Here is a 20298-nt window from a genome sequence, read left to right as displayed (position 1 = left end):
CCTTTGGCAAACTGATTATAAAGTTAATGTCCGCACCAGGAGTCGGTTATGTTTCTTATAATTACCAGGGATACGATGTTCTTCACTGCGATGAAAAACATTCTGAGTAAAGGTAATGTCGTTCATATACAGAACGAAGAAGAGATCGACGTAATGTTGCATCAGCATGCCTTCGTCATTATTGATACATTAATGAATAATGTATTTCATTCTAATTTGCTCACTCAAATTGAACGATTAAAACCTGTCCATGTGATTATTTTCTCTCCCTTTAATATTAAACGCTGCCTGGGGAAAGTACCGGTGACCTTTGTTCCGCGAACTATCACCATCATCGACTTTGTCGCACTCATCAATGGCAGTTACTGCTCTGTGCCTGAAGCGGATGTGTCCCTTTCGCGCAAGCAGCATCAGGTTCTGAGCTGCATTGCGAATCAAATGACAACGGAAGATATTCTGGAGAAACTGAAAATATCGCTAAAAACGTTCTACTGCCATAAACACAATATCATGATGATCCTCAATCTTAAGCGGATCAATGAGTTGGTACGCCATCAGCATATTGATTATCTGGTGTGATCGATTGATTAATATAAAGAGGCCCAGCAATAAATAGCCAGACCTCCCTTTAATTATACGTTATGCAGTAACGCCTTCCGGTATCAGCGAAGCAATTTGCTTACGCCATTGCGCTTGCTCCTGTTCGCCTTCTGTACGTTGACCATAAAGTTGCGCTATCTGCGTACCATCATGGGCAAACAATTCCAGACTGGTCACATAACCGTCACTAGCAGGTTTACGGGTTACCCAGGTTTCAGCAATGCTCTCTTCTAATAGATGAAGAGTAAACGTCGGGTTAAAAATATTCAGCCAACCTTTCATTGGCACCACTTTTTCTACCACACCGGTGAAAATCTGTACGCAGCCACGGTTGCCAACAAACACCATGATTTCATTGCCATCCTGCTGTGCAGATTCAAGAATTTGCGCCAACGCACTGTTGGATACTTTGCAGGCCAAATCGTCTGCCACCAGATTGAACGCCTGTTGGCGCGTCAGGTTGTGGCGCTTGAGCAACGTAAAAAACTGATGAACGTCGGTCATCGCCCGCCACTCTTGCTCGACCACACTGGCATCGGCTCGCGTTTGAACAACTGGCGCATCAACGGCTTTTAACTCAAGCGGCGTATTCTCATCGGTGATAAACCGTGCCAGAAGCTCACTCCATGCCGCCATATCGGTATTGTCGGTGGCATAAACTTTTAGTAATGCATCGCCCTGATGATCAAAGAACTGAATACTCTGGCGTTCGCCACGAGCCGTGTTTTCTTTGATGTGGAAAACACTGGCCCATTGATTGAGAAACAGACGTAAATCCAGCGCGCGCGGATTGAGGATCAATCCGGCATGTCCGTTCAAATGCTGGTTTGTGAACGCACCAACTTGCTCATGGACTGCATATTCATTACGGCAAATACATTTGGTTTCGCCAACACTTTCGAGCGCCGCCAGAATTTCACGGATATCGCCGCGCATCCGCCACGCGTCGTGCGTGACGCGCGCAAATGCCAGTTCTGCTTCGCTGATATTCATTAAACCTGCGATGTCACGCGCGTACTTTCCGGGATTTTGTTCTTTTAACTCAAGCCAGCGTGTGTAGTGGTTCATTGTCTCTCTTCCTTCCAGATAAATGCCCCGAAATATCGGGGCAGATGATTACCATTGATAACTCACGAAAATTTTTCCGTTACGACCATCCTGTGGGATGCCTTGCGGCGACCAGTACTCTTTATCGAAGGCGTTGCCCAATACCAGAGTAGTGGTCATGCCTTTGAGCGCCTGTTGTCCTTGATAACTGACGTAGAAATCATTCACACCATAGCCAGGTTGTTTGCTGTAACTGCTGCTGATATGTGTTGAGCGATCGGCAAACGTACCAACCCACCCAACAGAGAAGCCACTGTGAGCGATCGGAATATTCAGGGTACTGGTAACGGTATCCGGGTTAATGCTGGAGATATATTCCCCAGTATCGGTGTCTTTGCCGCGGGTACGGTTATAGGCCACATCAAGGCTAAACAGATCAGTGGTATATTTCGTCATTACATCCCAGCCCCAGATTTTGGCGTTCGGGACGTTATACGACATAGTTGTCGCCGCCGCGAAATCGACGGTCGTGGAGATGTAATCCTTCGCTTTGGTATCAAAGTAGCTGGCTTTAAATTCCAGAGCATCATTGGACAACATCAGGTCATCAAAACGCAGCCCAAAACCGTACTCCTGAGTTTCGTTAGTTTCCGGACGTAAGTTCGGGTTTGGCACCCAATAGTTGGTATAGAAGCGACCAATCGAGAAGTGCTTAGAATCGTTATACATTTCGCCCATCGTCGGGGCGCGGAATGCCTGGGCATATGAGCCAAATAACATCAGCCAGTTGGTCGGGTTGATAGTCATCCCCGCACGAGATGACCATTTGTCAGCATCAACATCTTTGTAGCCGTCGCTGCTACCGCGATAACTGTCATAGCGGGTTCCGCCAAGCAGAGTAATCGGCAGATCGCGTAAGGTGATCTCATCCTGTAGCCAGCCGGAGCTAAAATCGATTTTTGCTTGCGGGAAGCCCGTCGTCGCGCCGCCCGGATGTTGTTCCTGACGATAATACTCACCGCCATATGTCAGTAAGTGAGAAGCGAAACTGTCGGCAAATAGAGTGGAACGGTTCTCCAGCCTGGCTCCTTTTGTTATCTGTTCACGATACTCGCCGGAACTCCCCGTGTTTTGCGCATTAATACGGACTTCCGACCAGTAAATTTTTGCATCTGCATTTAACCAGTCGTTGCCCTGCGGGGCGAGTTTATAAGAAAGCTGCGCATCGCGTTGAATTGTTGAACGATCAACCATCGGGTTGCTGCTATCAGAAGCCTCAACAGTCTGCGGATTTTTTGGTTCACGCGCGTCGTTGTTGTAGTAACGCACTAAACCGCTCAGAGACTGGGCTGAATCAATTTGCCAGGTCCCTTTCGCCAGCATGTTATTAATGGACTCGTCATTCGGCGCGGTTTCACCATTGCTCTGGCGTAAATCACCCCGATCGCGACTGGACCAGGCCACAATACCATCCAGATTTTCAGTTCGCCCAAACGCGCTCGCGCCTAATCCCAGGCTATGGTCCCCCGTGCCGCCAGTACCAAAGACACGAAAACCACTGCGTTGTCCTTCCTGCAATAAATCTTTTGCATCGACCGTATCGTAGGAGATCACTCCACCCAGCGCGCCACTGCCATACAGTAATGCTGAAGGTCCGCGAACAATCTCAACACGCTTGATCAGCGCCGGATCGAGAAAAGTGCCATTCAGGTGTCCGGTATCCGTTCCCTGGCGAACACCATCGACAAGAACCAGCACGCCGCGATGATCATAGCCACGCATATTTACATCCTGACCGTTGGTTCGTCCGGTACCATCAAGAGTAATTCCAGGAACATGACGCAGCAGATCGGTGGCTGAAGTAGCCGTTTGATTTTCAGGAGCGGAAGTGTCGATAACGCTGACCATCATAGGCGCTTCGAAGGAACTACGTGCATTCCCGGTTGCCGTAACGGTCATGGTTTCAGTAGCAAAAGCAAATGTTGGCAAGGTGGCAGAAACAGCCAAAGCCAACAAACTCAAACGCAACGAGGTAAATTGCGGACGTGACATAGCGATTCTCCATGAGGAAAATAAAAAATGCTGGCTGCCTGGGTTAATACCGGGGTGGCTGGCGAAAAATAAATTTATTTACAATTCAAATGATTAGATATCACCACGGGAAGCTATTAGCGTATATATCCCGTAAAATTGCCGAATATTTCTGATAATTCAGCAAAAGCACGCCCTCTTTGTCAGGCAAAGTAGTACGCCACGTCTGAAGTGAAGAGTGCTGTGCGTTTTCCCTTACAAAAGATATGATTTTGTTATCCATGATGTCATATTTTGTTAAACTCAAACGTGATAATGAGAATTATTATCGATCAATTTTTTATGATCAAGCTTTTTTTAACCGCCATTAACACAATAAACAGGGGGTTATGAAATCTATCCAGCATCCAGAAAACCATCCTGTGTTTATGACTATCCCCCCACAACCTCATCACAAAACGTTGTCGTTAACAGTGATAATTTTCTCTTCTCTTTGCTCTGCAAGCCGCGATATCTCCGGGTTCTCAGCTTTTTCCCGCGCTGAAATTTAATCGGTAACAAGAACATTAGCTGACGAAGCATCTTGATAAAAATCAAAAATAAATACGCTTGTAACGCCGTGCGTATTGAATCGACGGTTGTATTTCATATATAACTCAAATGATAATCATGATCATTCTCAATTTGATAAGAGTTCTCACATTATGCCAAGGATCATCACCAGGCCGTTTCTTTTTTCCCCACTAACGTTATGTATTTCAGCCGTGGTCTCTGCCGCGAAGACCATGGTAAAACGAAAAAAATTGTTTACGGCATTACTGGCTCTTAGCTGGACTTTTAGCGTAACGGCTGCCGAACGTATCGTGGTCGCAGGAGGATCGCTGACGGAGCTAATCTACGCGATGGGCGCTGGCAAACGCGTGGTTGGTGTCGATGAAACGACATCTTATCCACCAGAAACCGCCAGACTGCCGCATATTGGTTACTGGAAACAACTCAGCAGCGAAGGCATTTTGTCACTTCGCCCGGATAGCGTAATTACCTGGCAGGATGCCGGGCCACAAATTGTGCTCGACCAACTACGAGCGCAGAAAGTCAACGTCGTCACCCTGCCGCGTGTGCCTGCCACCCTTGAGCAGATGTACGCCAACATTCGCCAACTGGCAAAAACGCTACAGGTTCCTGAACAAGGCGAGGCGCTGGTGACACAGATCAACCAACGCCTGGAGCGAGTACAGCAAAACGTGGCGGCCAAAAAAGCCCCGGTTAAAGCCATGTTTATTCTCTCCGCAGGCGGAAGTGCGCCACAGGTTGCCGGTAAAGGCAGCGTCGCGGACGCCATTCTTTCGCTTGCCGGAGCAGAAAACGTCGCTACCCACCAGCAGTACAAAAGCTACAGCGCGGAATCGCTGATTGCGGCTAACCCTGAAGTGATTGTCGTCACCTCACAAATGGTCGATGGCGATATTAATCGGCTACGTTCTATTGCCGGAATTACCCACACCGCCGCCTGGAAGAACCAGCGCATTATCACCGTTGATCAAAACCTGATTCTGGGAATGGGTCCGCGTATTGCTGATGTCGTTGAGTCTTTACACCAGCAGCTTTGGCCGCAATAAATGGATTTAAATCAGACGAATGAACACAAATAACACCCTGGATCTCACGCCACATTTTGCTTTAGACGGTGATCAGCCCTTTAAAGACAGGCGCGCCATGATGCCGTTTCGTGGGGCCATTCCAGTTGCCAAAGAGCAACTGGCACAGACCTGGCAAGAGATGCTCAATCAAACGGTATCACCACGTAAGCGACTGGTTTATCTACACATTCCTTTTTGTGCAACACACTGCACGTTTTGTGGTTTTTATCAGAACCGTTTTAATGAAGATGCGTGTGCTCATTATACCGACGCCCTGATTCGTGAAATAGAACGGGAAGCAGACAGCGTATTGCATCAGTCTGCCCCCATCCACGCGGTCTATTTCGGTGGCGGTACGCCTTCCGCGCTTTCGGCACACGATTTGGCCAGAATCATCACCACATTACGAGAAAAGCTGCCACTGGCCCCTGATTGTGAAATCACTATCGAAGGCCGGGTACTGAATTTTGACGCTGAGCGAATCGATGCTTGCCTTGATGCAGGAGCAAACCGCTTCTCAATTGGTATTCAGTCGTTTAACAGCAAAATCCGCAAGAAAATGGCCCGCACCTCGGATGGCCCAACCGCTATTGCGTTTATGGAAAGCCTGGTCAAACGCGACCGTGCCGCGGTGGTCTGTGACCTGCTGTTTGGTCTGCCGGGTCAGGATGCGCAAACCTGGGGAGAAGATCTGGCTATTGCCCGCGATATCGGTCTCGACGGCGTCGATCTCTATGCGCTCAATGTCCTGCCCAATACACCGCTGGGCAAAGCCGTGGAAAATGGGCGCACTACCGTGCCCTCTCCGGCAGAACGTCGCGATCTTTACCTGCAAGGGTGTGATTTTATGGACGATGCCGGTTGGCGCTGCATCAGTAACAGCCACTGGGGCCGTACCACACGCGAACGCAATCTCTATAACCTGCTGATTAAACAAGGTGCCGATTGTCTGGCCTTTGGTTCTGGAGCCGGTGGTTCGATTAATGGTTACTCCTGGATGAACGAACGCAATCTTCAGACCTGGCATGAATCCGTCGCGGCAGGCAAAAAACCGCTGATGATGATCATGCGTAACGCCGAACGTAACGCGCAGTGGCGTCATACCTTGCAGTCGGGCATTGAAACGGCGCGTGTACCGCTGGACGAACTTACGCCACATGCCGAAAAACTCGCGCCGTTACTGGCCCAGTGGCACCAAAAAGGCTTAAGCCGCGATGCGTCAACGTGTCTGCGGTTGACCAATGAAGGTCGTTTCTGGGCAAGCAACATTTTGCAGTCTCTTAATGAACTGATTCAGGTACTTAATGCGCCAGCAATTGCGCTTGAAAAACCATAACAGGAGTGATTTATGAGCCATGTCTCGTTACAGGAATTTTTGAAAACGGAGCCGGACGGTACGCTGGAGGCGATCGCCGAACAATACAACACCACGCTGCTGGAGGTAGTGAAAAATCTGCCCTCTCCGACTGTTGTGTCAGGTGATAAATTCGATACTGTCTGGGATACCGTCTGCGAATGGGGCAACGTCACCACGTTAGTACATACTGCCGATGTCATCCTCGAATTTAGCGGCGAACTGCCTTCGGGTTTCCACCGCCACGGCTATTTCAACCTACGCGGAAAGCACGGCATGTCCGGGCATATCAAAGCAGAAAACTGCACACATATTGCCTTGATCGAACGTAAATTTATGGGCATGGACACCGCATCCATTCTCTTTTTCAACAAAGAAGGCAGCGCAATGCTGAAAATCTTCCTCGGCAGGGATGACCATCGTCAGCTCCTGAGCGAACAGGTCAGCGCCTTCCATGCTCTGGCAGCATCGTTAAAGGAACACGCCTGATGACGCCGTGGCTACTCTTTGGCGCAGGCGGAAAAGGTGTGGGTGCCAGAACGCTTGAACTGGCGCTGGCGGAACAACGTCCGGTCGTTGCTGTCATTCGTCATGCTGATGCCGCCACGAAACTGGCGCAACAAGGCGTAAAGGTTTTTACAGGCGACGCCTGTGATGCCAGCGTAGTCGCGGCTGCTTGCCGCGCAGCTGGCCCGGATGCGCTTATCATCTCAACAATGGGCGGAGCTCAGGATTATCTGGCGCACAGAACAGTGATTGACGAGGCCGAGAAGGCTGGCATCAGTCGCATGATTCTGGTGACCTCTTTGGGATGCGGCGATAGCTGGCCGTTTTTATCAGAGCGGGCAAAGGCTGCGTTTGGTCAGGCGGTACGGGAAAAAACGCTGGCGGAAAGCTGGTTGCAAACCAGCCAGCTTGATTATGCCATTCTCCGCCCTGGCGGTCTGCTTGATGGTGCGGCAACGGGCAAAGCACAACGGATACAAAATCAGGAGTGTCATGGTTTTGTTCACCGTGCCGATGTCGCCGCACATATCCATGAACTGGCAAATGCGCCAGCACTTAACCAGCAGGTCTACAGTCTGATTGAACCGGACCTGAAACCGGCGTGATCCCCCGGCGCGGTATGTCCGCGCCGTAATGTCGTAACGGAGTTTTGCGTGCTCAAGGATTCACTCTCTTCCGCCAGGGTCTTTATGGGGCTATCACTATTATTGCTCGCTCTGGTGCTGTTTGGTGCCAGTCAGGGAGCGTTAAAGATCAGTTTTGATGCCCTTTTTGATGAGGAATACCGCGATATCTGGCTCAATATTCGTCTACCACGGGTTTTGCTGGCGGTGCTGGTAGGTGCAGCGTTGGCAACCGCCGGGGTAATTATGCAAGGGCTTTTTCGCAACCCAATGGCTGACCCTGGATTACTTGGCGTCAGTAGCGGTTCTGCATTAATGGTTGGCGTTGCTATTGTGCTGCCCTTCTCCTTCCCAGTGGTGCTGGTGCTCTATGAGCAAATGGTGTTTGCCATTGCCGGAAGTTTAGTGGTCTGCACCATCATTTTTCTCATCACGCAGCGCCATCGCGATGGCAGCATGATGCAATTATTACTCGCCGGTATCGCCATCAATGCCCTGTGCGGCGCAGCGATCGGCATCCTGAGCTATATCGGCGATGAGCAGCAGCTACGACAACTCACATTGTGGATGATGGGCAATCTTGGACAGGCGCAATGGCCGACGTTATTGGTTGCCAGTTCATTCATCCTACCGGCCATTATCGCAACAACTTGTCTCGCCGGAACGCTGAATTTACTGCAGCTCGGTGATGAAGAAGCCCACTACCTCGGCGTGAACGTGAAGCGTAAACGCCAGCAATTACTGTTAGTGAGCTCACTGCTCGTTGGTGCTGCCGTATCGGTAAGCGGCATTATCGGCTTTATTGGCCTGGTGATCCCGCATCTGATTCGCATGACTACCGGGGCAAATCACCGCTGGCTAATCCCTTGTTCCGCCCTCGCCGGAGCCTGTTTATTGCTGATGGCAGACACGCTTGCCCGCACGCTGGTACAGCCAGCAGAAATGCCCGTGGGATTATTAACCAGCCTGCTTGGTGGCCCTTATTTTATGTGGTTGATTCTGCGCAACCGGAGGATCACATGATCAGCGCCCAGAATCTGGTTTATAGCCTTCAGGGGCGGCGTCTGACTGATAATGTCTCGCTGACTTTTCCCGGTGGGGAAATTGTTGCCATCCTCGGCCCTAATGGTGCGGGAAAATCTACGCTGCTTCGCCAGCTAACCGGCTATCTTCAACCTGATAGCGGCGAATGTCGGTTGTTTAATAAGCCATTAAATGAATGGTCGATTACTGAACTGGCGAAACACCGGGCCGTGATGCGTCAAAATAGCCACATGGCGTTTCCATTCAGCGTACAAGAAGTTATCCAGATGGGGCGGCATCCGCATCGCACTGGTAATCAGGATAATGAAACAGCACAAATAATGGCGTTATGTGACTGTCAGGCGTTAGCAAACCGCGACTATCGGCAATTATCCGGTGGTGAACAACAGCGCGTGCAATTAGCGCGCCTGCTGGTACAACTCTGGGAACCTACTCCCTCACCGAAATGGTTATTTCTTGATGAACCAACTTCGGCGCTGGATATTCACCATCAGCAGCACTTGTTTCGTTTATTACGCCAGTTAGTTCACGAACGGCAGTTCAATGTTTGTTGCGTATTGCACGATCTAAATCTTGCCGCGCGTTATGCAGACCGTGTTGTATTAATGCAAAAAGGAAAGGTTATCGCAAATGGTAAGCCGCAGGACGTATTGACACAGCAGGCGCTGACCATGCTCTACGGCGCGGATATTACCGTACTTAAAGATCCTGCCAACCATTCACCACTGATCGTCCTCGATCATTAAAACCAACAGGAGTACCGCACTGGTACTCCTGCGAATAAATAACTATACAGATTAGCTAATTGAAACACCTTTCACCCCTGCCATACCTTTTAATAATCGCAACAGATCTTCTATCGACGTCGTGGCATGAAGCTGGATATCAATGGCGACCACTTCATGATCTTCATTTTCCTGCAACGAAACTAAATCCGTTTTTATTTTTTGCTGCTTAAACCAGTCGAGCATTGATACCGTATTACCGTTCACTAATGTCAGCTGTAAATGGTAATTTTTGTTCATCAGGCGGAAGGTTAATTGATGGAAGACTTCCAGCACCAGCAAGGTCATCACTGAACCATAAATACCCAGTTCGTACATACCGCTGCCAATAACCATACCAATGGCGGCGGTCACCCAGATATCCGCTGCCGTCGTCAGACCTACAATATTTTGGTTACGAACGAGAATGTTACCTGCACCGATAAACCCGACGCCCGTCACCACCTGAGCAGCAATACGGCTGGGGTCCAGTCCGACGTGACCTAAAGACAGCACGTCAGCAAAACCATATTTCGAAACAATCATAAACAGGGCGCTTCCCATGCCAATTAATACATGTGTGCGTAACCCTGCTCCTTTGCCGCGCATTTGCCTTTCCATGCCAATAGCGCCACAGGCAATTACCGCAAGTATAAGTCGTATAATAAATTCTGCTGTCATATAAAAATGCAAAAAGGAGCAGCAAGATGGCTCAACTTGCTACTCCTTTTTACTTGTACCTTATTAATTCGGCAAGTCATTAGATGCTTGATTTTTGAAGGTATACAAATTTTTCTGCGGGTTTTTCTTGCAGTATTCGATCACTTTAGGAATTTGAGTGAGATCGGTTTCATTTAAAGTAACGGTATCGCCACCTTTATATACTGTTTCTTCATGCAGCATCCACCACGCAACTGGTGTCATTGCCTTTGGATTCAGATCAATAAATTCCTGGCAGGTCATATCTTTAGCGGATTCATTGGCTGCCAGCGCAGATTGTGCGTTCACCAGTGACAAAGCCGCTACAGCGCCCATAAAAATAAACGCTTTACGGAGAGATGAAATGTTCATTTTGTAACCCATTCAATATAGAGATTATATACAAACAGGAGGAATAGCTGCTTTTAAAGAAGATATTCCGGCCTGTTCAATATGCAAGGAAATACGATGTAACGCATTCCCGGAATTACATATCTTTCTTAATTTTGTCCCATTCGCCTTTAACTTTATCTTTAAAGCTGGCTTTTTTATCCTGAGTACAAGCCTGAACGATAGCTGGGGTTACGGTTGCAATACCCTGAACATCTAAAACCGCATCTTCTGGTTTATCTTTGTTGTTCAGTGCTTCAGCAAAACCAACTGCAGTTGGCTGGAAGGATTCGTCCACAGCCAGGAAATCTTCACAGGTCCAGGAGTTGACCGGTTTTTTGTTATCAGCTGCTTTTTGTGCATCCGCTGCATTGCTCACTACTGGCAGAAGAAGCAGACCACCAAGAATAACGCCTAATACTTTTTTCATCGTAATATCCTCAACTATAAAGTGAAAGAGCCGTCACGAATCAATTTCGACACTGAGGTTATAACCTGGTTTTCTGTATATGTCATGTTGATGGAAAATATCAAAATCAGATATTTTTATTTCAATACAATGAGTTACAGATGCATCAGATACTGTAATTAGGAAATTTTTATTAAATCGACTGCATTCTTACACGCGTTTTTGGCATAGATTGATAGCAGGGGATTTTCTTCTTAATTTTATAGGGTGGTTCTATGTTATATATAGATAAGGCAACAATTTTGAAGTTTGATCTGGAGATGCTTAAAAAACATCGCAGAGCAATCCAGTTTATTGCCGTGCTGCTGTTTATCGTCGGGTTGCTGTGTATCAGTTTTCCGTTCGTCTCTGGCGATATTTTAAGCACAGTAGTGGGTGCATTATTAATCTGCTCGGGTATTGCGCTTATTGTCGGGTTATTCAGCAACCGCAGTCATAATTTCTGGCCGGTATTATCCGGTTTCCTCGTCGCAGTCGCCTATTTATTGATCGGCTATTTCTTCATCCGCGCACCAGAGCTGGGCATTTTTGCCATTGCGGCATTTATTGCCGGTTTGTTCTGTGTGGCAGGGGTTATTCGCCTGATGAGTTGGTATCGTCAGCGTTCAATGAAAGGCAGTTGGCTACAGCTCGTTATTGGTGTGCTGGATATCGTCATTGCCTGGATATTCCTTGGTGCTACGCCGATGGTGTCGGTAACGCTGGTTTCCACACTGGTGGGAATTGAACTGATATTTAGCGCCGCCAGTCTGTTCAGCTTCGCCAGTTTGTTCGTTAAAAAGCAATAATTATCCCTATTTCCACTTGGATCATAGTCACATTAAGTGACTATGATCCAGTTAATACTCTCTTAGCTATACAGTGTTTCAGTTCAATTACGCACTATCATTGAAACAATTGCCTGCTGTTGATTATTTCAACCTACTGAATTTAATCTGATTTTTTCATTCCATGGCAAATTAGCCATTTCAAACATTATCATGGCTGATATTTTCCGTGGTCAGGTTTAATGTTTTAAAAGTGCTGTGGGAAAGTGAACAAAGAGTTCCGTAAGCGTTGATGCTATAGGCGGTTAAATAAGTAATCCGGGTTCATTTTTTTGCAACTGGCGTTGATTACATTGCATAAATATCCGTGTCTCCAGACGCTATATAAAAACCTGAAGACATGAATGAGTTATTTAATCAGGTAATTTCAATGCGTTAAAAGAAAGCTGGCAATCCAATTGCCAGCCTAAGTCGAAACAAGGAGACTCGATATTTAAATCGGATTACATTTTAACTTTAGTAATATTCTTCAGAGATCACAAACTGGTTATTGATAACTTATTCTTGGGCAGTAATCCGCAAAAGTTAACCTTTTGTTTACTGGTTACAAACTGATAACAACCAGGAATCTTACTTAGGATCAATATATGGAGTGCGTGATGGATAAATCTGAAGTATTGATTAGTGTTAATAGACGTATTAGTTCACGAAGGGCAAAGTTCTTATAGGCGTTTACTATATTGAACAACGATTCGGACAAGGATGTAAATAATGAAAAGGATGACATGTTCGAAACGATAACGGCTAAGGAGCAAGTTATGATTTTTCTCATGACGAAAGATTCTTTTCTTTTACAGGGCTTTTGGCAGTTGAAAGATAATCACGAAATGATAAAAATCAATTCCCTGTCAGAGATCAAAAAAGTAGGCAATAAACCCTTCAAGGTTATCATTGATACCTATCACAATCATATCCTTGATGAAGAAGCGATTAAATTTCTGGAGAAATTAGATGCCGAGAGAATTATTGTTTTGGCACCTTATCACATCAGTAAACTAAAAGCTAAAGCGCCTATTTATTTTGTCAGCCGTAAAGAAAGTATCAAAAATCTTCTTGAGATTACTTATGGTAAACACTTGCCCCATAAGAATTCACAACTATGTTTTTCACATAATCAGTTCAAAATTATGCAACTGATTCTGAAAAACAAAAATGAAAGCAATATCACGTCAACGCTCAACATTTCGCAACAAACATTAAAGATTCAGAAATTCAACATTATGTACAAGCTGAAATTAAGACGTATGAGCGACATCGTCACCCTGGGTATCACATCTTATTTTTAGTAAGGACATAAGCAACTGAAATTGATGGCTGGCATGACGAGGGATGCAGATGCTGATTTCAATACCCCCGGTGATTATTGAAGGAGAGACGAAAACGACTTTATTCCCCTGGTATGTGTATCCACCAGTAGAACCCTTCGTTGCCCGAATGCTGGCAGAAACTGTTGGCAGAACGGCAACATTTTTTTTGTCGTTGACCTCACCATGTCGATCACTGTGCTTGCATCCCATCTTACTGGCTGACAACCCCACTATGCCGCTGGTCTGTAAATCCCTCATATCTCTCCTCGCGCGCAATTTAAAGAACCGTTATTTCTCAAGAATTTTCAGGGACTAAAATGAACAGAAGAAGAAAACTGTTAATACCGTTGTTATTCTGCGGCGCGATGCTCACCGCCTGCGATGACAAATCGGCGGAAAACGCCGCCGCCATGACGCCTGAGGTCGGTGTCGTCACACTCTCCCCCGGTTCGGTCAATGTGTTGAGCGAATTGCCTGGTAGAACCGTTCCTTATGAAGTTGCCGAGATACGTCCCCAGGTGGGCGGTATTATCATTAAACGCAACTTTATCGAAGGCGATAAAGTGAACCAGGGCGATTCGCTGTATCAGATTGATCCTGCGCCTTTACAGGCAGAGCTGAACTCCGCCAAAGGCTCGCTGGCGAAAGCGCTCTCTACCGCCAGCAATGCCCGCATCACCTTTAACCGCCAGGCATCGTTGCTGAAGACCAACTACGTTAGCCGTCAGGATTACGACACCGCGCGCACCCAGTTGAATGAAGCAGAAGCCAATGTCACCGTCGCCAAAGCGGCTGTTGAACAGGCGACTATCAACCTGCAATACGCAAATGTCACCTCGCCGATTACGGGCGTCAGCGGGAAATCGTCGGTGACCGTCGGCGCACTCGTTACCGCTAATCAGGCAGATTCGCTGGTTACCGTACAACGTCTGGACCCGATTTATGTCGATCTCACGCAGTCGGTGCAGGATTTCTTGCGCATGAAAGAAGAGGTCGCCAGTGGGCAAATCAAACAGGTTCAGGGCAGTACGCCAGTACAGCTCAATCTGGAAAATGGTAAACGTTACAGCCAGACTGGCACGCTGAAATTCTCCGACCCAACGGTAGATGAAACCACGGGCTCCGTGACGTTACGGGCGATTTTCCCCAACCCAAATGGTGACTTGCTGCCTGGCATGTATGTCACGGCATTAGTGGATGAAGGTAGCCGCCAGAATGTATTACTGGTGCCGCAGGAAGGCGTCACCCACAACGCCCAGGGTAAAGCAACGGCACTCATTCTGGATAAAGACGATGTCGTGCAGCTACGCGAAATTGAAGCCAGCAAAGCCATCGGCGACCAGTGGGTTGTCACCTCTGGCTTGCAGGCTGGCGATCGGGTGATCGTTTCCGGTTTGCAACGCATTCGTCCGGGTATCAAAGCACGAGCAATTTCCTCCAGCCAGGAAAACGCCAGCACCGAATCGAAACAATAACGTTGCAGGCTTAAGGGGACTTTCATGGCTAACTATTTTATTGATCGCCCGGTTTTTGCCTGGGTACTTGCCATTATTATGATGCTTGCAGGTGGTCTGGCGATCATGAACTTACCGGTTGCGCAGTATCCGCAGATTGCGCCACCGACCATTACCGTCAGCGCTACCTATCCAGGTGCCGATGCGCAAACGGTAGAAGACTCGGCCACTCAGGTGATTGAGCAAAATATGAATGGGCTTGATGGCCTGATGTACATGTCTTCAACCAGTGATGCGGCGGGTAATGCCTCTATTACTCTGACCTTCGAGACTGGGACATCGCCTGATATCGCACAGGTTCAGGTGCAAAATAAACTGCAACTCGCTATGCCTTCATTACCTGAAGCGGTGCAGCAGCAGGGGATTAGCGTCGATAAGTCGAGCAGTAATATCCTGATGGTAGCGGCGTTTATTTCTGATAACGGCAGCCTCAACCAGTACGATATCGCCGACTATGTAGCGTCTAATATCAAAGACCCGCTAAGCCGTACCGCGGGCGTTGGTAGCGTACAGCTCTTTGGTTCCGAGTACGCCATGCGTATCTGGCTGGACCCGCAAAAACTCAATAAATATAACCTGGTACCTTCCGATGTTATTTCCCAGATTAAGGTGCAAAACAACCAGATTTCCGGTGGTCAACTGGGTGGCATGCCACAGGCGGCAGACCAGCAACTGAACGCCTCGATCATTGTGCAGACGCGTCTGCAAACGCCGGAAGAATTTGGCAAAATCCTGTTGAAAGTTCAGCAAGATGGTTCGCAAGTGCTGCTGCGTGATGTCGCCCGCGTCGAACTTGGGGCGGAAGATTATTCCACCGTGGCGCGCTATAACGGCAAACCTGCTGCCGGGATCGCCATCAAACTGGCTACCGGAGCAAACGCCCTGGATACCTCGCGAGCGGTGAAAGAGGAGCTGAACCGTTTATCAGCCTATTTCCCCGCAAGCCTGAAGACGGTTTATCCTTACGACACCACACCGTTTATCAAAATTTCTATTCAGGAAGTTTTCAAAACGCTGGTTGAGGCTATCATCCTCGTCTTCCTGGTCATGTATCTGTTTTTGCAGAATTTCCGCGCCACAATCATCCCGACGATTGCCGTACCGGTGGTTATTCTCGGGACGTTTGCGATCTTGTCGGCGGTCGGTTTCACCATCAACACGTTAACTATGTTCGGGATGGTGCTGGCGATAGGGTTACTGGTGGATGACGCCATCGTGGTGGTGGAGAACGTCGAGCGTGTCATTGCGGAAGATAAGCTACCGCCGAAGGAAGCGACGCATAAATCGATGGGGCAGATCCAACGTGCGCTGGTCGGGATTGCCGTTGTTCTTTCCGCAGTGTTTATGCCGATGGCCTTTATGAGCGGTGCGACCGGGGAGATCTACCGCCAGTTCTCCATCACGCTGATCTCCTCCATGCTGCTTTCAGTATTTGTAGCAATGAGCCTGACCCCTGCCCTGTGCGCCACCATTCTGAAAGCCGCGCCGGAAGGCGGTCATAAACCTAACGCCCTGTTCGCACGCTTCAACACGCTGTTTGAAAAATCAACTCAGCACTATACCGATAGCACCCGCTCGCTGTTGCGTTGTACCGGTCGCTACATGGTGGTCTACCTCCTGATTTGCGCCGGGATGGCGGTGCTGTTCCTGCGCACGCCGACCTCTTTCTTACCAGAAGAGGATCAGGGGGTATTTATGACCACCGCGCAGTTACCTTCCGGTGCCACCATGGTTAACACCACGAAAGTGCTACAACAGGTGACGGATTATTATCTGACAAAAGAGAAAAATAATGTTCAGTCGGTGTTTACCGTTGGTGGCTTTGGCTTCAGTGGTCAGGGGCAAAACAACGGTCTGGCGTTTATCAGCCTCAAGCCGTGGTCTGAACGTGTCGGCGAGGAAAACTCGGTTACCGCGATTATTCAGCGGGCAATGATTGCGCTAAGCAGTATCAATAAAGCCGTCGTCTTCCCGTTCAACTTACCCGCGGTGGCTGAACTGGGTACCGCGTCAGGTTTTGATATGGAACTGCTGGACAACGGTAACCTGGGGCACGAAAAACTAACCCAGGCGCGAAACGAGCTGTTATCACTGGCAGCGCAATCACCGAATCAGGTCACCGGGGTTCGCCCGAACGGCCTGGAAGATACGCCGATGTTCAAAGTGAACGTCAACGCTGCGAAAGCCGAGGCTATGGGCGTGGCGCTGTCTGATATCAACCAGACAATTTCCACCGCCTTCGGCAGCAGCTACGTGAACGACTTCCTCAACCAGGGGCGGGTGAAAAAAGTGTATGTCCAGGCAGGCACGCCGTTCCGTATGTTGCCGGATAACATCAACCAATGGTATGTACGCAACGCCTCTGGCACGATGGCACCGCTTTCTGCCTACTCGTCTACCGAATGGACCTATGGTTCACCGCGACTGGAACGCTACAACGGCATCCCGTCAATGGAGATTTTAGGTGAAGCGGCGGCCGGGAAAAGTACCGGTGACGCCATGAAATTTATGGCAGACCTGGTCGCTAAACTTCCGGCTGGCGTCGGCTACTCATGGACCGGACTGTCGTATCAGGAAGCGTTATCCTCAAACCAGGCTCCCGCGCTATATGCCATTTCACTGGTCGTGGTGTTCCTCGCCCTCGCCGCACTTTATGAAAGCTGGTCAATTCCGTTCTCGGTGATGTTGGTTGTTCCGTTAGGCGTCGTTGGCGCATTACTGGCCACCGATCTACGCGGCTTAAGTAATGACGTCTACTTCCAGGTTGGTTTGCTGACCACCATCGGGCTTTCCGCCAAAAACGCCATCCTGATTGTCGAATTTGCCGTTGAGATGATGCAGAAAGAAGGGAAAACGCCGATAGAGGCGATCATCGAAGCGGCGCGAATGCGTTTACGCCCAATCCTGATGACCTCTCTGGCCTTTATTCTCGGCGTGCTGCCGCTGGTTATCAGTCATGGTGCCGGTTCTGGCGCGCAAAACGCGGTAGGTACCGGCGTAATGGGCGGGATGTTTGCCGCAACAGTGCTGGCAATTTACTTTGTTCCGGTCTTTTTCGTTGTAGTGGAACATCTCTTTGCCCGCTTTAAAAAAGCGTAACGTGTAAATGAGAGTAAGGTTGAACGTGAAGGTTCAGCCTTACTCTTTCCTGCTAACCATTCACCACTCAACAACCAGCTAACCGTCAGGAATACCAGGCTTAGTACACAGCACTGAAAGTAGAAACCACTCCAGCCATTCGTCATCAATTTGAACAGCACAATACTGACCCACATTCCCGTAATCGTATGAATTGTCAGCTTAATAATCCCAAACATGCCGAGTCTTTTCCTCCTGAAAATACCTATACCGCCTGGCAAACTGCGAAAGAGAACTAGCCGGTAGCCCGGCAGAAATCATCAGGGAAGAGTTTCACATGAAGCAGGTGTGAGATCCTGACCAATATTCAAATGCAAAATATGTCAGGAAAAGGTACCTGGCGAATGTTGCGCAAACTGATGTGGTGTTACACCATAATATTGTCGAAATGTGTTTATAAAGTACGACGTACTGCTATAGCCACATTTTTCCGCAATAGTATGCAGAGGAATTTGACGTAACTCGAGTAATCGTCTGGCCATCGACATCCTGGAGGCGAGTAATATTTTACTGAAACAGGTATTTTCATCCTGCAACTTTTTTTTGATGAGACTCTCGCTGGTATACATTCTTTCCGCAATATCGCGCAGATACCAACGTTTGGCGATATCAAAGCTAATAAGGCGTTCAACTTTTCCTGAAACAGTACTGATACTATTGAAAAGTAAGGGGATCAGTTCTTTCTTATGAGAAAACATCGATAAACAGGAAAGATAGAGCATTTTGCTCAGTATCGGCGAATTTACCCCGGAGTCATTGAAACTATCAAAAATCGCCGTCACCAGCGGCATGGGGGGTGACTGGTTAATTAACAGACGGTCTTTGCTATGTAACCCTAAATTGCGTGGTATCTGACGAATATTTTGTAAGTAATGGCAAACTGTCAGCTCATCGATATCCAGTCGTCGTGTATCCGGTGAACAAAACGCAAAATCGTCTGCCAAATTTTTATCCAGCAGCAGGATACTCTCGTTATGCAACGATATTTTTTGCTGTTCATGATAAATATCGAATGAACGACGAACGAGGATCACCGAGCAGACATGAGTCATGACTATCCCTTATATTTCATTACTGCGATTATTTCAATTTCAGTATACTAATGAAATGATGCCAGACTGTTTCTTAGCGCAAAAACTGCCAGATTTGGTAGGACCAAAATTTATCCACAAAGTAGTTTTGCATAACAGTTAATTGACAATAAGTAAATGCAACACGAATATATTTTCGCACAGCGTATAGCTTATGTTTATAAAAAAATGGCTGATCTTATTTCCAGTAAAAGTTATATTTAACTTACTGAGAGCACAAAGTTTCCCGTGCCAACAGGGAGTGTTATAACGGTTTATTAGTCTGGAGACGGCAGACTATCCTCTTCCCGGTCCCCTATGCCGGGTTTTTTTTATGTCTGAGTAAAACTCTATAATCTTATTCCTTCCGCAGAACGGTCAGTGCCGTAAAAATTCCCTTGCGCAGCTATACTTGCCGCCGGGCCACAGTTCGGTAATTCCTGCGCCGATCGCTCCTGATACTCTGTGGGCGTCATCCCATAATAATTTCGAAAAACGTAAATGAAATACGACACGCTGTGATATCCACAGGATACTGCAACTCGCTTAATTGAAACCCCATATATAACAATAAGTTGTAAAGCACGCTGCATCCTACACTCAGTAAGCAACTGTGAATATGACGTACCTTCTTCGCGCAATTTTTTCTTTAACAGGCTTGGACTCATCAACAATTCGCTAGCGATTCGGGCTAATGTCCACTCATGGGCGATATTATTATTGATGACCGTACAAACTCGTGTTCGCATATTCGGTTGCAACACGTTCAGAAGTAACGGTATAAACTGCGTATCCTCAAGAAAAACAGATAACAACGCAAAGATTAATGCCCTTTTACGTAGCATTTCTGCATAGCGAAGATTCTTATTCTGCGACAGTTGCGCAACTTCCTGAAAAACAGGAATATCTCTGATACAGTGATGAACGAGTAATGAAGGAGCTTTTTTATGTGCATGAAGTTTTAATGCCTCCTCCTTGAGCATCGGGAGAAATAATGAAAGCGTGTCTCTTGAAACTAATACGAAATTCTCAACACACTTATCCACTTGAATTTGGCTTGCATCCGCAAAAACCAGATCACGGTAATGACTCCAACTTATTGATAGTGTTTTATGTTCAGATAATGCCCGATGACTTTGTCATGCAGCTCCACCGATTTTGAAAACGACAGCGACTTCCGTCCCAGCCGTGCCAGGTGCTGCCTCAGATTCAGGTTATGCCGCTCAATTCGCTGCGTATATCGCTTGCTGATTACGTGCAGCTTTCCCTTCAGG

At 47.7% G+C, this 20298-nt stretch carries 19 protein-coding genes and 1 pseudogene; 11 read left to right on the top strand and 9 right to left on the bottom strand.

The features are described 5' to 3' along the window. The first annotated feature begins 48 nt into the window (after positions 1 to 48). Positions 49 to 579, top strand: coding sequence for a helix-turn-helix transcriptional regulator (locus ACJHYW_RS10195; RefSeq protein WP_000478615.1), 531 nt, complete (start codon positions 49 to 51; stop codon positions 577 to 579). Positions 580 to 639: 60 nt separating this feature from the next. On the opposite strand, the gene chuS is transcribed toward ACJHYW_RS10195, so the two are convergent. Both chuS and chuA read right to left on the bottom strand, forming a co-directional pair. Next, complete coding sequence (gene chuS, locus ACJHYW_RS10190; protein WP_001017193.1) at positions 640 to 1668, bottom strand: hematinate-forming heme oxygenase ChuS; 1029 nt, start codon at positions 1666 to 1668, stop codon at positions 640 to 642. 48 nt (positions 1669 to 1716) lie between these two features. After that, positions 1717 to 3699, bottom strand: coding sequence for a TonB-dependent heme/hemoglobin receptor ChuA/ShuA (chuA, locus tag ACJHYW_RS10185; RefSeq protein ID WP_000089580.1), 1983 nt, complete (start codon positions 3697 to 3699; stop codon positions 1717 to 1719). Positions 3700 to 4382: 683 nt separating this feature from the next. Here chuA and chuT point away from each other — a divergent pair. Genes chuT through ACJHYW_RS10155 form a run of 6 tightly spaced genes read left to right on the top strand, consistent with a single transcriptional unit; the run spans position 4383 to position 9592 of the window. Next, positions 4383 to 5297, top strand: a complete 915-nt coding sequence (gene chuT / locus ACJHYW_RS10180; protein ID WP_001361527.1) for a heme ABC transporter substrate-binding protein ChuT — start codon at positions 4383 to 4385, stop codon at positions 5295 to 5297. Positions 5298 to 5316: 19 nt separating this feature from the next. Then, positions 5317 to 6654 carry a heme anaerobic degradation radical SAM methyltransferase ChuW/HutW gene (gene hutW, locus ACJHYW_RS10175; RefSeq protein WP_001095639.1) on the top strand — a complete coding sequence of 446 codons (1338 nt, stop codon included), beginning with the start codon at positions 5317 to 5319 and terminating at the stop codon, positions 6652 to 6654. Between the two features lie 12 nt (positions 6655 to 6666). After that, entirely contained in the window at positions 6667 to 7161 is a 495-nt protein-coding gene (gene hutX / locus ACJHYW_RS10170; protein WP_000020032.1) for a heme utilization cystosolic carrier protein HutX, read from the top strand. After that, positions 7161 to 7784 (top strand): anaerobilin reductase, encoded by a 624-nt coding sequence (chuY, locus tag ACJHYW_RS10165; RefSeq protein WP_000189342.1) that lies wholly within the window; start codon positions 7161 to 7163, stop codon positions 7782 to 7784. The genes hutX and chuY overlap by 1 nt, the downstream gene beginning before the upstream one ends. Before the next feature lie 48 nt (positions 7785 to 7832). Beyond that, complete coding sequence (shuU, locus tag ACJHYW_RS10160; protein WP_000910402.1) at positions 7833 to 8825, top strand: heme ABC transporter permease ShuU/ChuU; 993 nt, start codon at positions 7833 to 7835, stop codon at positions 8823 to 8825. Further along, entirely contained in the window at positions 8822 to 9592 is a 771-nt protein-coding gene (locus ACJHYW_RS10155; protein ID WP_000622316.1) for a heme ABC transporter ATP-binding protein, read from the top strand. Before shuU ends, ACJHYW_RS10155 begins: the two co-directional genes overlap by 4 nt. 51 nt (positions 9593 to 9643) lie before the next feature. Here the strand turns inward: ACJHYW_RS10155 and ACJHYW_RS10150 are convergent, their stop codons facing one another. From ACJHYW_RS10150 to hdeA, 3 genes are all read right to left on the bottom strand, one after another. Beyond that, positions 9644 to 10291, bottom strand: coding sequence for an MgtC/SapB family protein (locus ACJHYW_RS10150; RefSeq protein ID WP_000123131.1), 648 nt, complete (start codon positions 10289 to 10291; stop codon positions 9644 to 9646). 63 nt (positions 10292 to 10354) lie between these two features. Beyond that, complete coding sequence (gene hdeB, locus ACJHYW_RS10145) at positions 10355 to 10681, bottom strand: acid-activated periplasmic chaperone HdeB (RefSeq protein ID WP_001298717.1); 327 nt, start codon at positions 10679 to 10681, stop codon at positions 10355 to 10357. 115 nt (positions 10682 to 10796) lie between these two features. Continuing rightward, on the bottom strand, positions 10797 to 11129 hold the full coding sequence (gene hdeA / locus ACJHYW_RS10140) for an acid-activated periplasmic chaperone HdeA (protein WP_000756548.1): 333 nt from the start codon (positions 11127 to 11129) through the stop codon (positions 10797 to 10799). Between the two features lie 254 nt (positions 11130 to 11383). Between hdeA and hdeD the strand changes: the two genes are divergently transcribed. Further along, a complete protein-coding gene (hdeD, locus tag ACJHYW_RS10135; RefSeq protein ID WP_000965671.1) occupies positions 11384 to 11956 on the top strand; it encodes an acid-resistance protein HdeD in 573 nt (190 codons plus the stop codon). Positions 11957 to 12753: 797 nt separating this feature from the next. Continuing rightward, complete coding sequence (gene gadE, locus ACJHYW_RS10130) at positions 12754 to 13281, top strand: acid resistance transcriptional activator GadE (RefSeq protein ID WP_000576690.1); 528 nt, start codon at positions 12754 to 12756, stop codon at positions 13279 to 13281. Here gadE and ACJHYW_RS10125 read toward each other — a convergent pair. Next, complete coding sequence (locus ACJHYW_RS10125) at positions 13231 to 13560, bottom strand: hypothetical protein (protein ID WP_001205317.1); 330 nt, start codon at positions 13558 to 13560, stop codon at positions 13231 to 13233. The two genes, gadE and ACJHYW_RS10125, sit on opposite strands and share 51 nt — an antisense overlap. 107 nt (positions 13561 to 13667) lie before the next feature. On the opposite strand from ACJHYW_RS10125, the gene mdtE reads away from it, so the two are divergent. Both mdtE and mdtF read left to right on the top strand, forming a co-directional pair. Then, positions 13668 to 14777: a multidrug transporter subunit MdtE gene (mdtE, locus tag ACJHYW_RS10120; protein WP_001340474.1), complete on the top strand. Its 1110-nt coding sequence runs from the start codon at positions 13668 to 13670 to the stop codon at positions 14775 to 14777. Between the two features lie 24 nt (positions 14778 to 14801). Further along, positions 14802 to 17915, top strand: coding sequence for a multidrug efflux pump RND permease MdtF (gene mdtF / locus ACJHYW_RS10115; RefSeq protein WP_061092816.1), 3114 nt, complete (start codon positions 14802 to 14804; stop codon positions 17913 to 17915). A gap of 362 nt (positions 17916 to 18277) precedes the next feature. Here the strand turns inward: mdtF and gadW are convergent, their stop codons facing one another. From gadW to ACJHYW_RS10100, 3 genes and pseudogenes are all read right to left on the bottom strand, one after another. Further along, entirely contained in the window at positions 18278 to 19006 is a 729-nt protein-coding gene (gene gadW / locus ACJHYW_RS10110) for an acid resistance transcriptional activator GadW (RefSeq protein ID WP_000150006.1), read from the bottom strand. Between the two features lie 368 nt (positions 19007 to 19374). Then, positions 19375 to 20103, bottom strand: a pseudogene (gadX, locus tag ACJHYW_RS10105) (acid resistance transcriptional activator GadX); the annotation flags it as partial. Positions 20104 to 20120: 17 nt separating this feature from the next. After that, the coding region (locus ACJHYW_RS10100; RefSeq protein ID WP_000663719.1) for an IS1 family transposase at positions 20121 to 20298 on the bottom strand (178 nt) is incomplete at its 5' end.

Source organism: Escherichia sp. WS3063 (assembly GCF_046486595.1).
Lineage (GTDB): Bacteria > Pseudomonadota > Gammaproteobacteria > Enterobacterales > Enterobacteriaceae > Escherichia > Escherichia coli.
Note: the sequence above shows the minus strand (reverse complement) of the source record. Positions and strands in the feature narration are given on the sequence as shown.

Coding starts and splice junctions, on each gene's coding strand:
- ACJHYW_RS10150 (WP_000123131.1), bottom strand. CDS start 10,291: ATGACAGCAGAATTTATTATACGACTTATACTTGCGGTAATTGCCTGT.
- chuY (WP_000189342.1), top strand. CDS start 7,161: ATGACGCCGTGGCTACTCTTTGGCGCAGGCGGAAAAGGTGTGGGTGCC.
- ACJHYW_RS10195 (WP_000478615.1), top strand. CDS start 49: ATGTTTCTTATAATTACCAGGGATACGATGTTCTTCACTGCGATGAAA.
- hdeB (WP_001298717.1), bottom strand. CDS start 10,681: ATGAACATTTCATCTCTCCGTAAAGCGTTTATTTTTATGGGCGCTGTA.
- chuS (WP_001017193.1), bottom strand. CDS start 1,668: ATGAACCACTACACACGCTGGCTTGAGTTAAAAGAACAAAATCCCGGA.
- hutW (WP_001095639.1), top strand. CDS start 5,317: ATGAACACAAATAACACCCTGGATCTCACGCCACATTTTGCTTTAGAC.
- hdeD (WP_000965671.1), top strand. CDS start 11,384: ATGTTATATATAGATAAGGCAACAATTTTGAAGTTTGATCTGGAGATG.
- hutX (WP_000020032.1), top strand. CDS start 6,667: ATGAGCCATGTCTCGTTACAGGAATTTTTGAAAACGGAGCCGGACGGT.
- mdtE (WP_001340474.1), top strand. CDS start 13,668: ATGCTCACCGCCTGCGATGACAAATCGGCGGAAAACGCCGCCGCCATG.
- chuA (WP_000089580.1), bottom strand. CDS start 3,699: ATGTCACGTCCGCAATTTACCTCGTTGCGTTTGAGTTTGTTGGCTTTG.
- gadE (WP_000576690.1), top strand. CDS start 12,754: ATGATTTTTCTCATGACGAAAGATTCTTTTCTTTTACAGGGCTTTTGG.
- ACJHYW_RS10155 (WP_000622316.1), top strand. CDS start 8,822: ATGATCAGCGCCCAGAATCTGGTTTATAGCCTTCAGGGGCGGCGTCTG.
- mdtF (WP_061092816.1), top strand. CDS start 14,802: ATGGCTAACTATTTTATTGATCGCCCGGTTTTTGCCTGGGTACTTGCC.
- gadW (WP_000150006.1), bottom strand. CDS start 19,006: ATGACTCATGTCTGCTCGGTGATCCTCGTTCGTCGTTCATTCGATATT.
- ACJHYW_RS10125 (WP_001205317.1), bottom strand. CDS start 13,560: ATGAGGGATTTACAGACCAGCGGCATAGTGGGGTTGTCAGCCAGTAAG.
- chuT (WP_001361527.1), top strand. CDS start 4,383: ATGCCAAGGATCATCACCAGGCCGTTTCTTTTTTCCCCACTAACGTTA.
- hdeA (WP_000756548.1), bottom strand. CDS start 11,129: ATGAAAAAAGTATTAGGCGTTATTCTTGGTGGTCTGCTTCTTCTGCCA.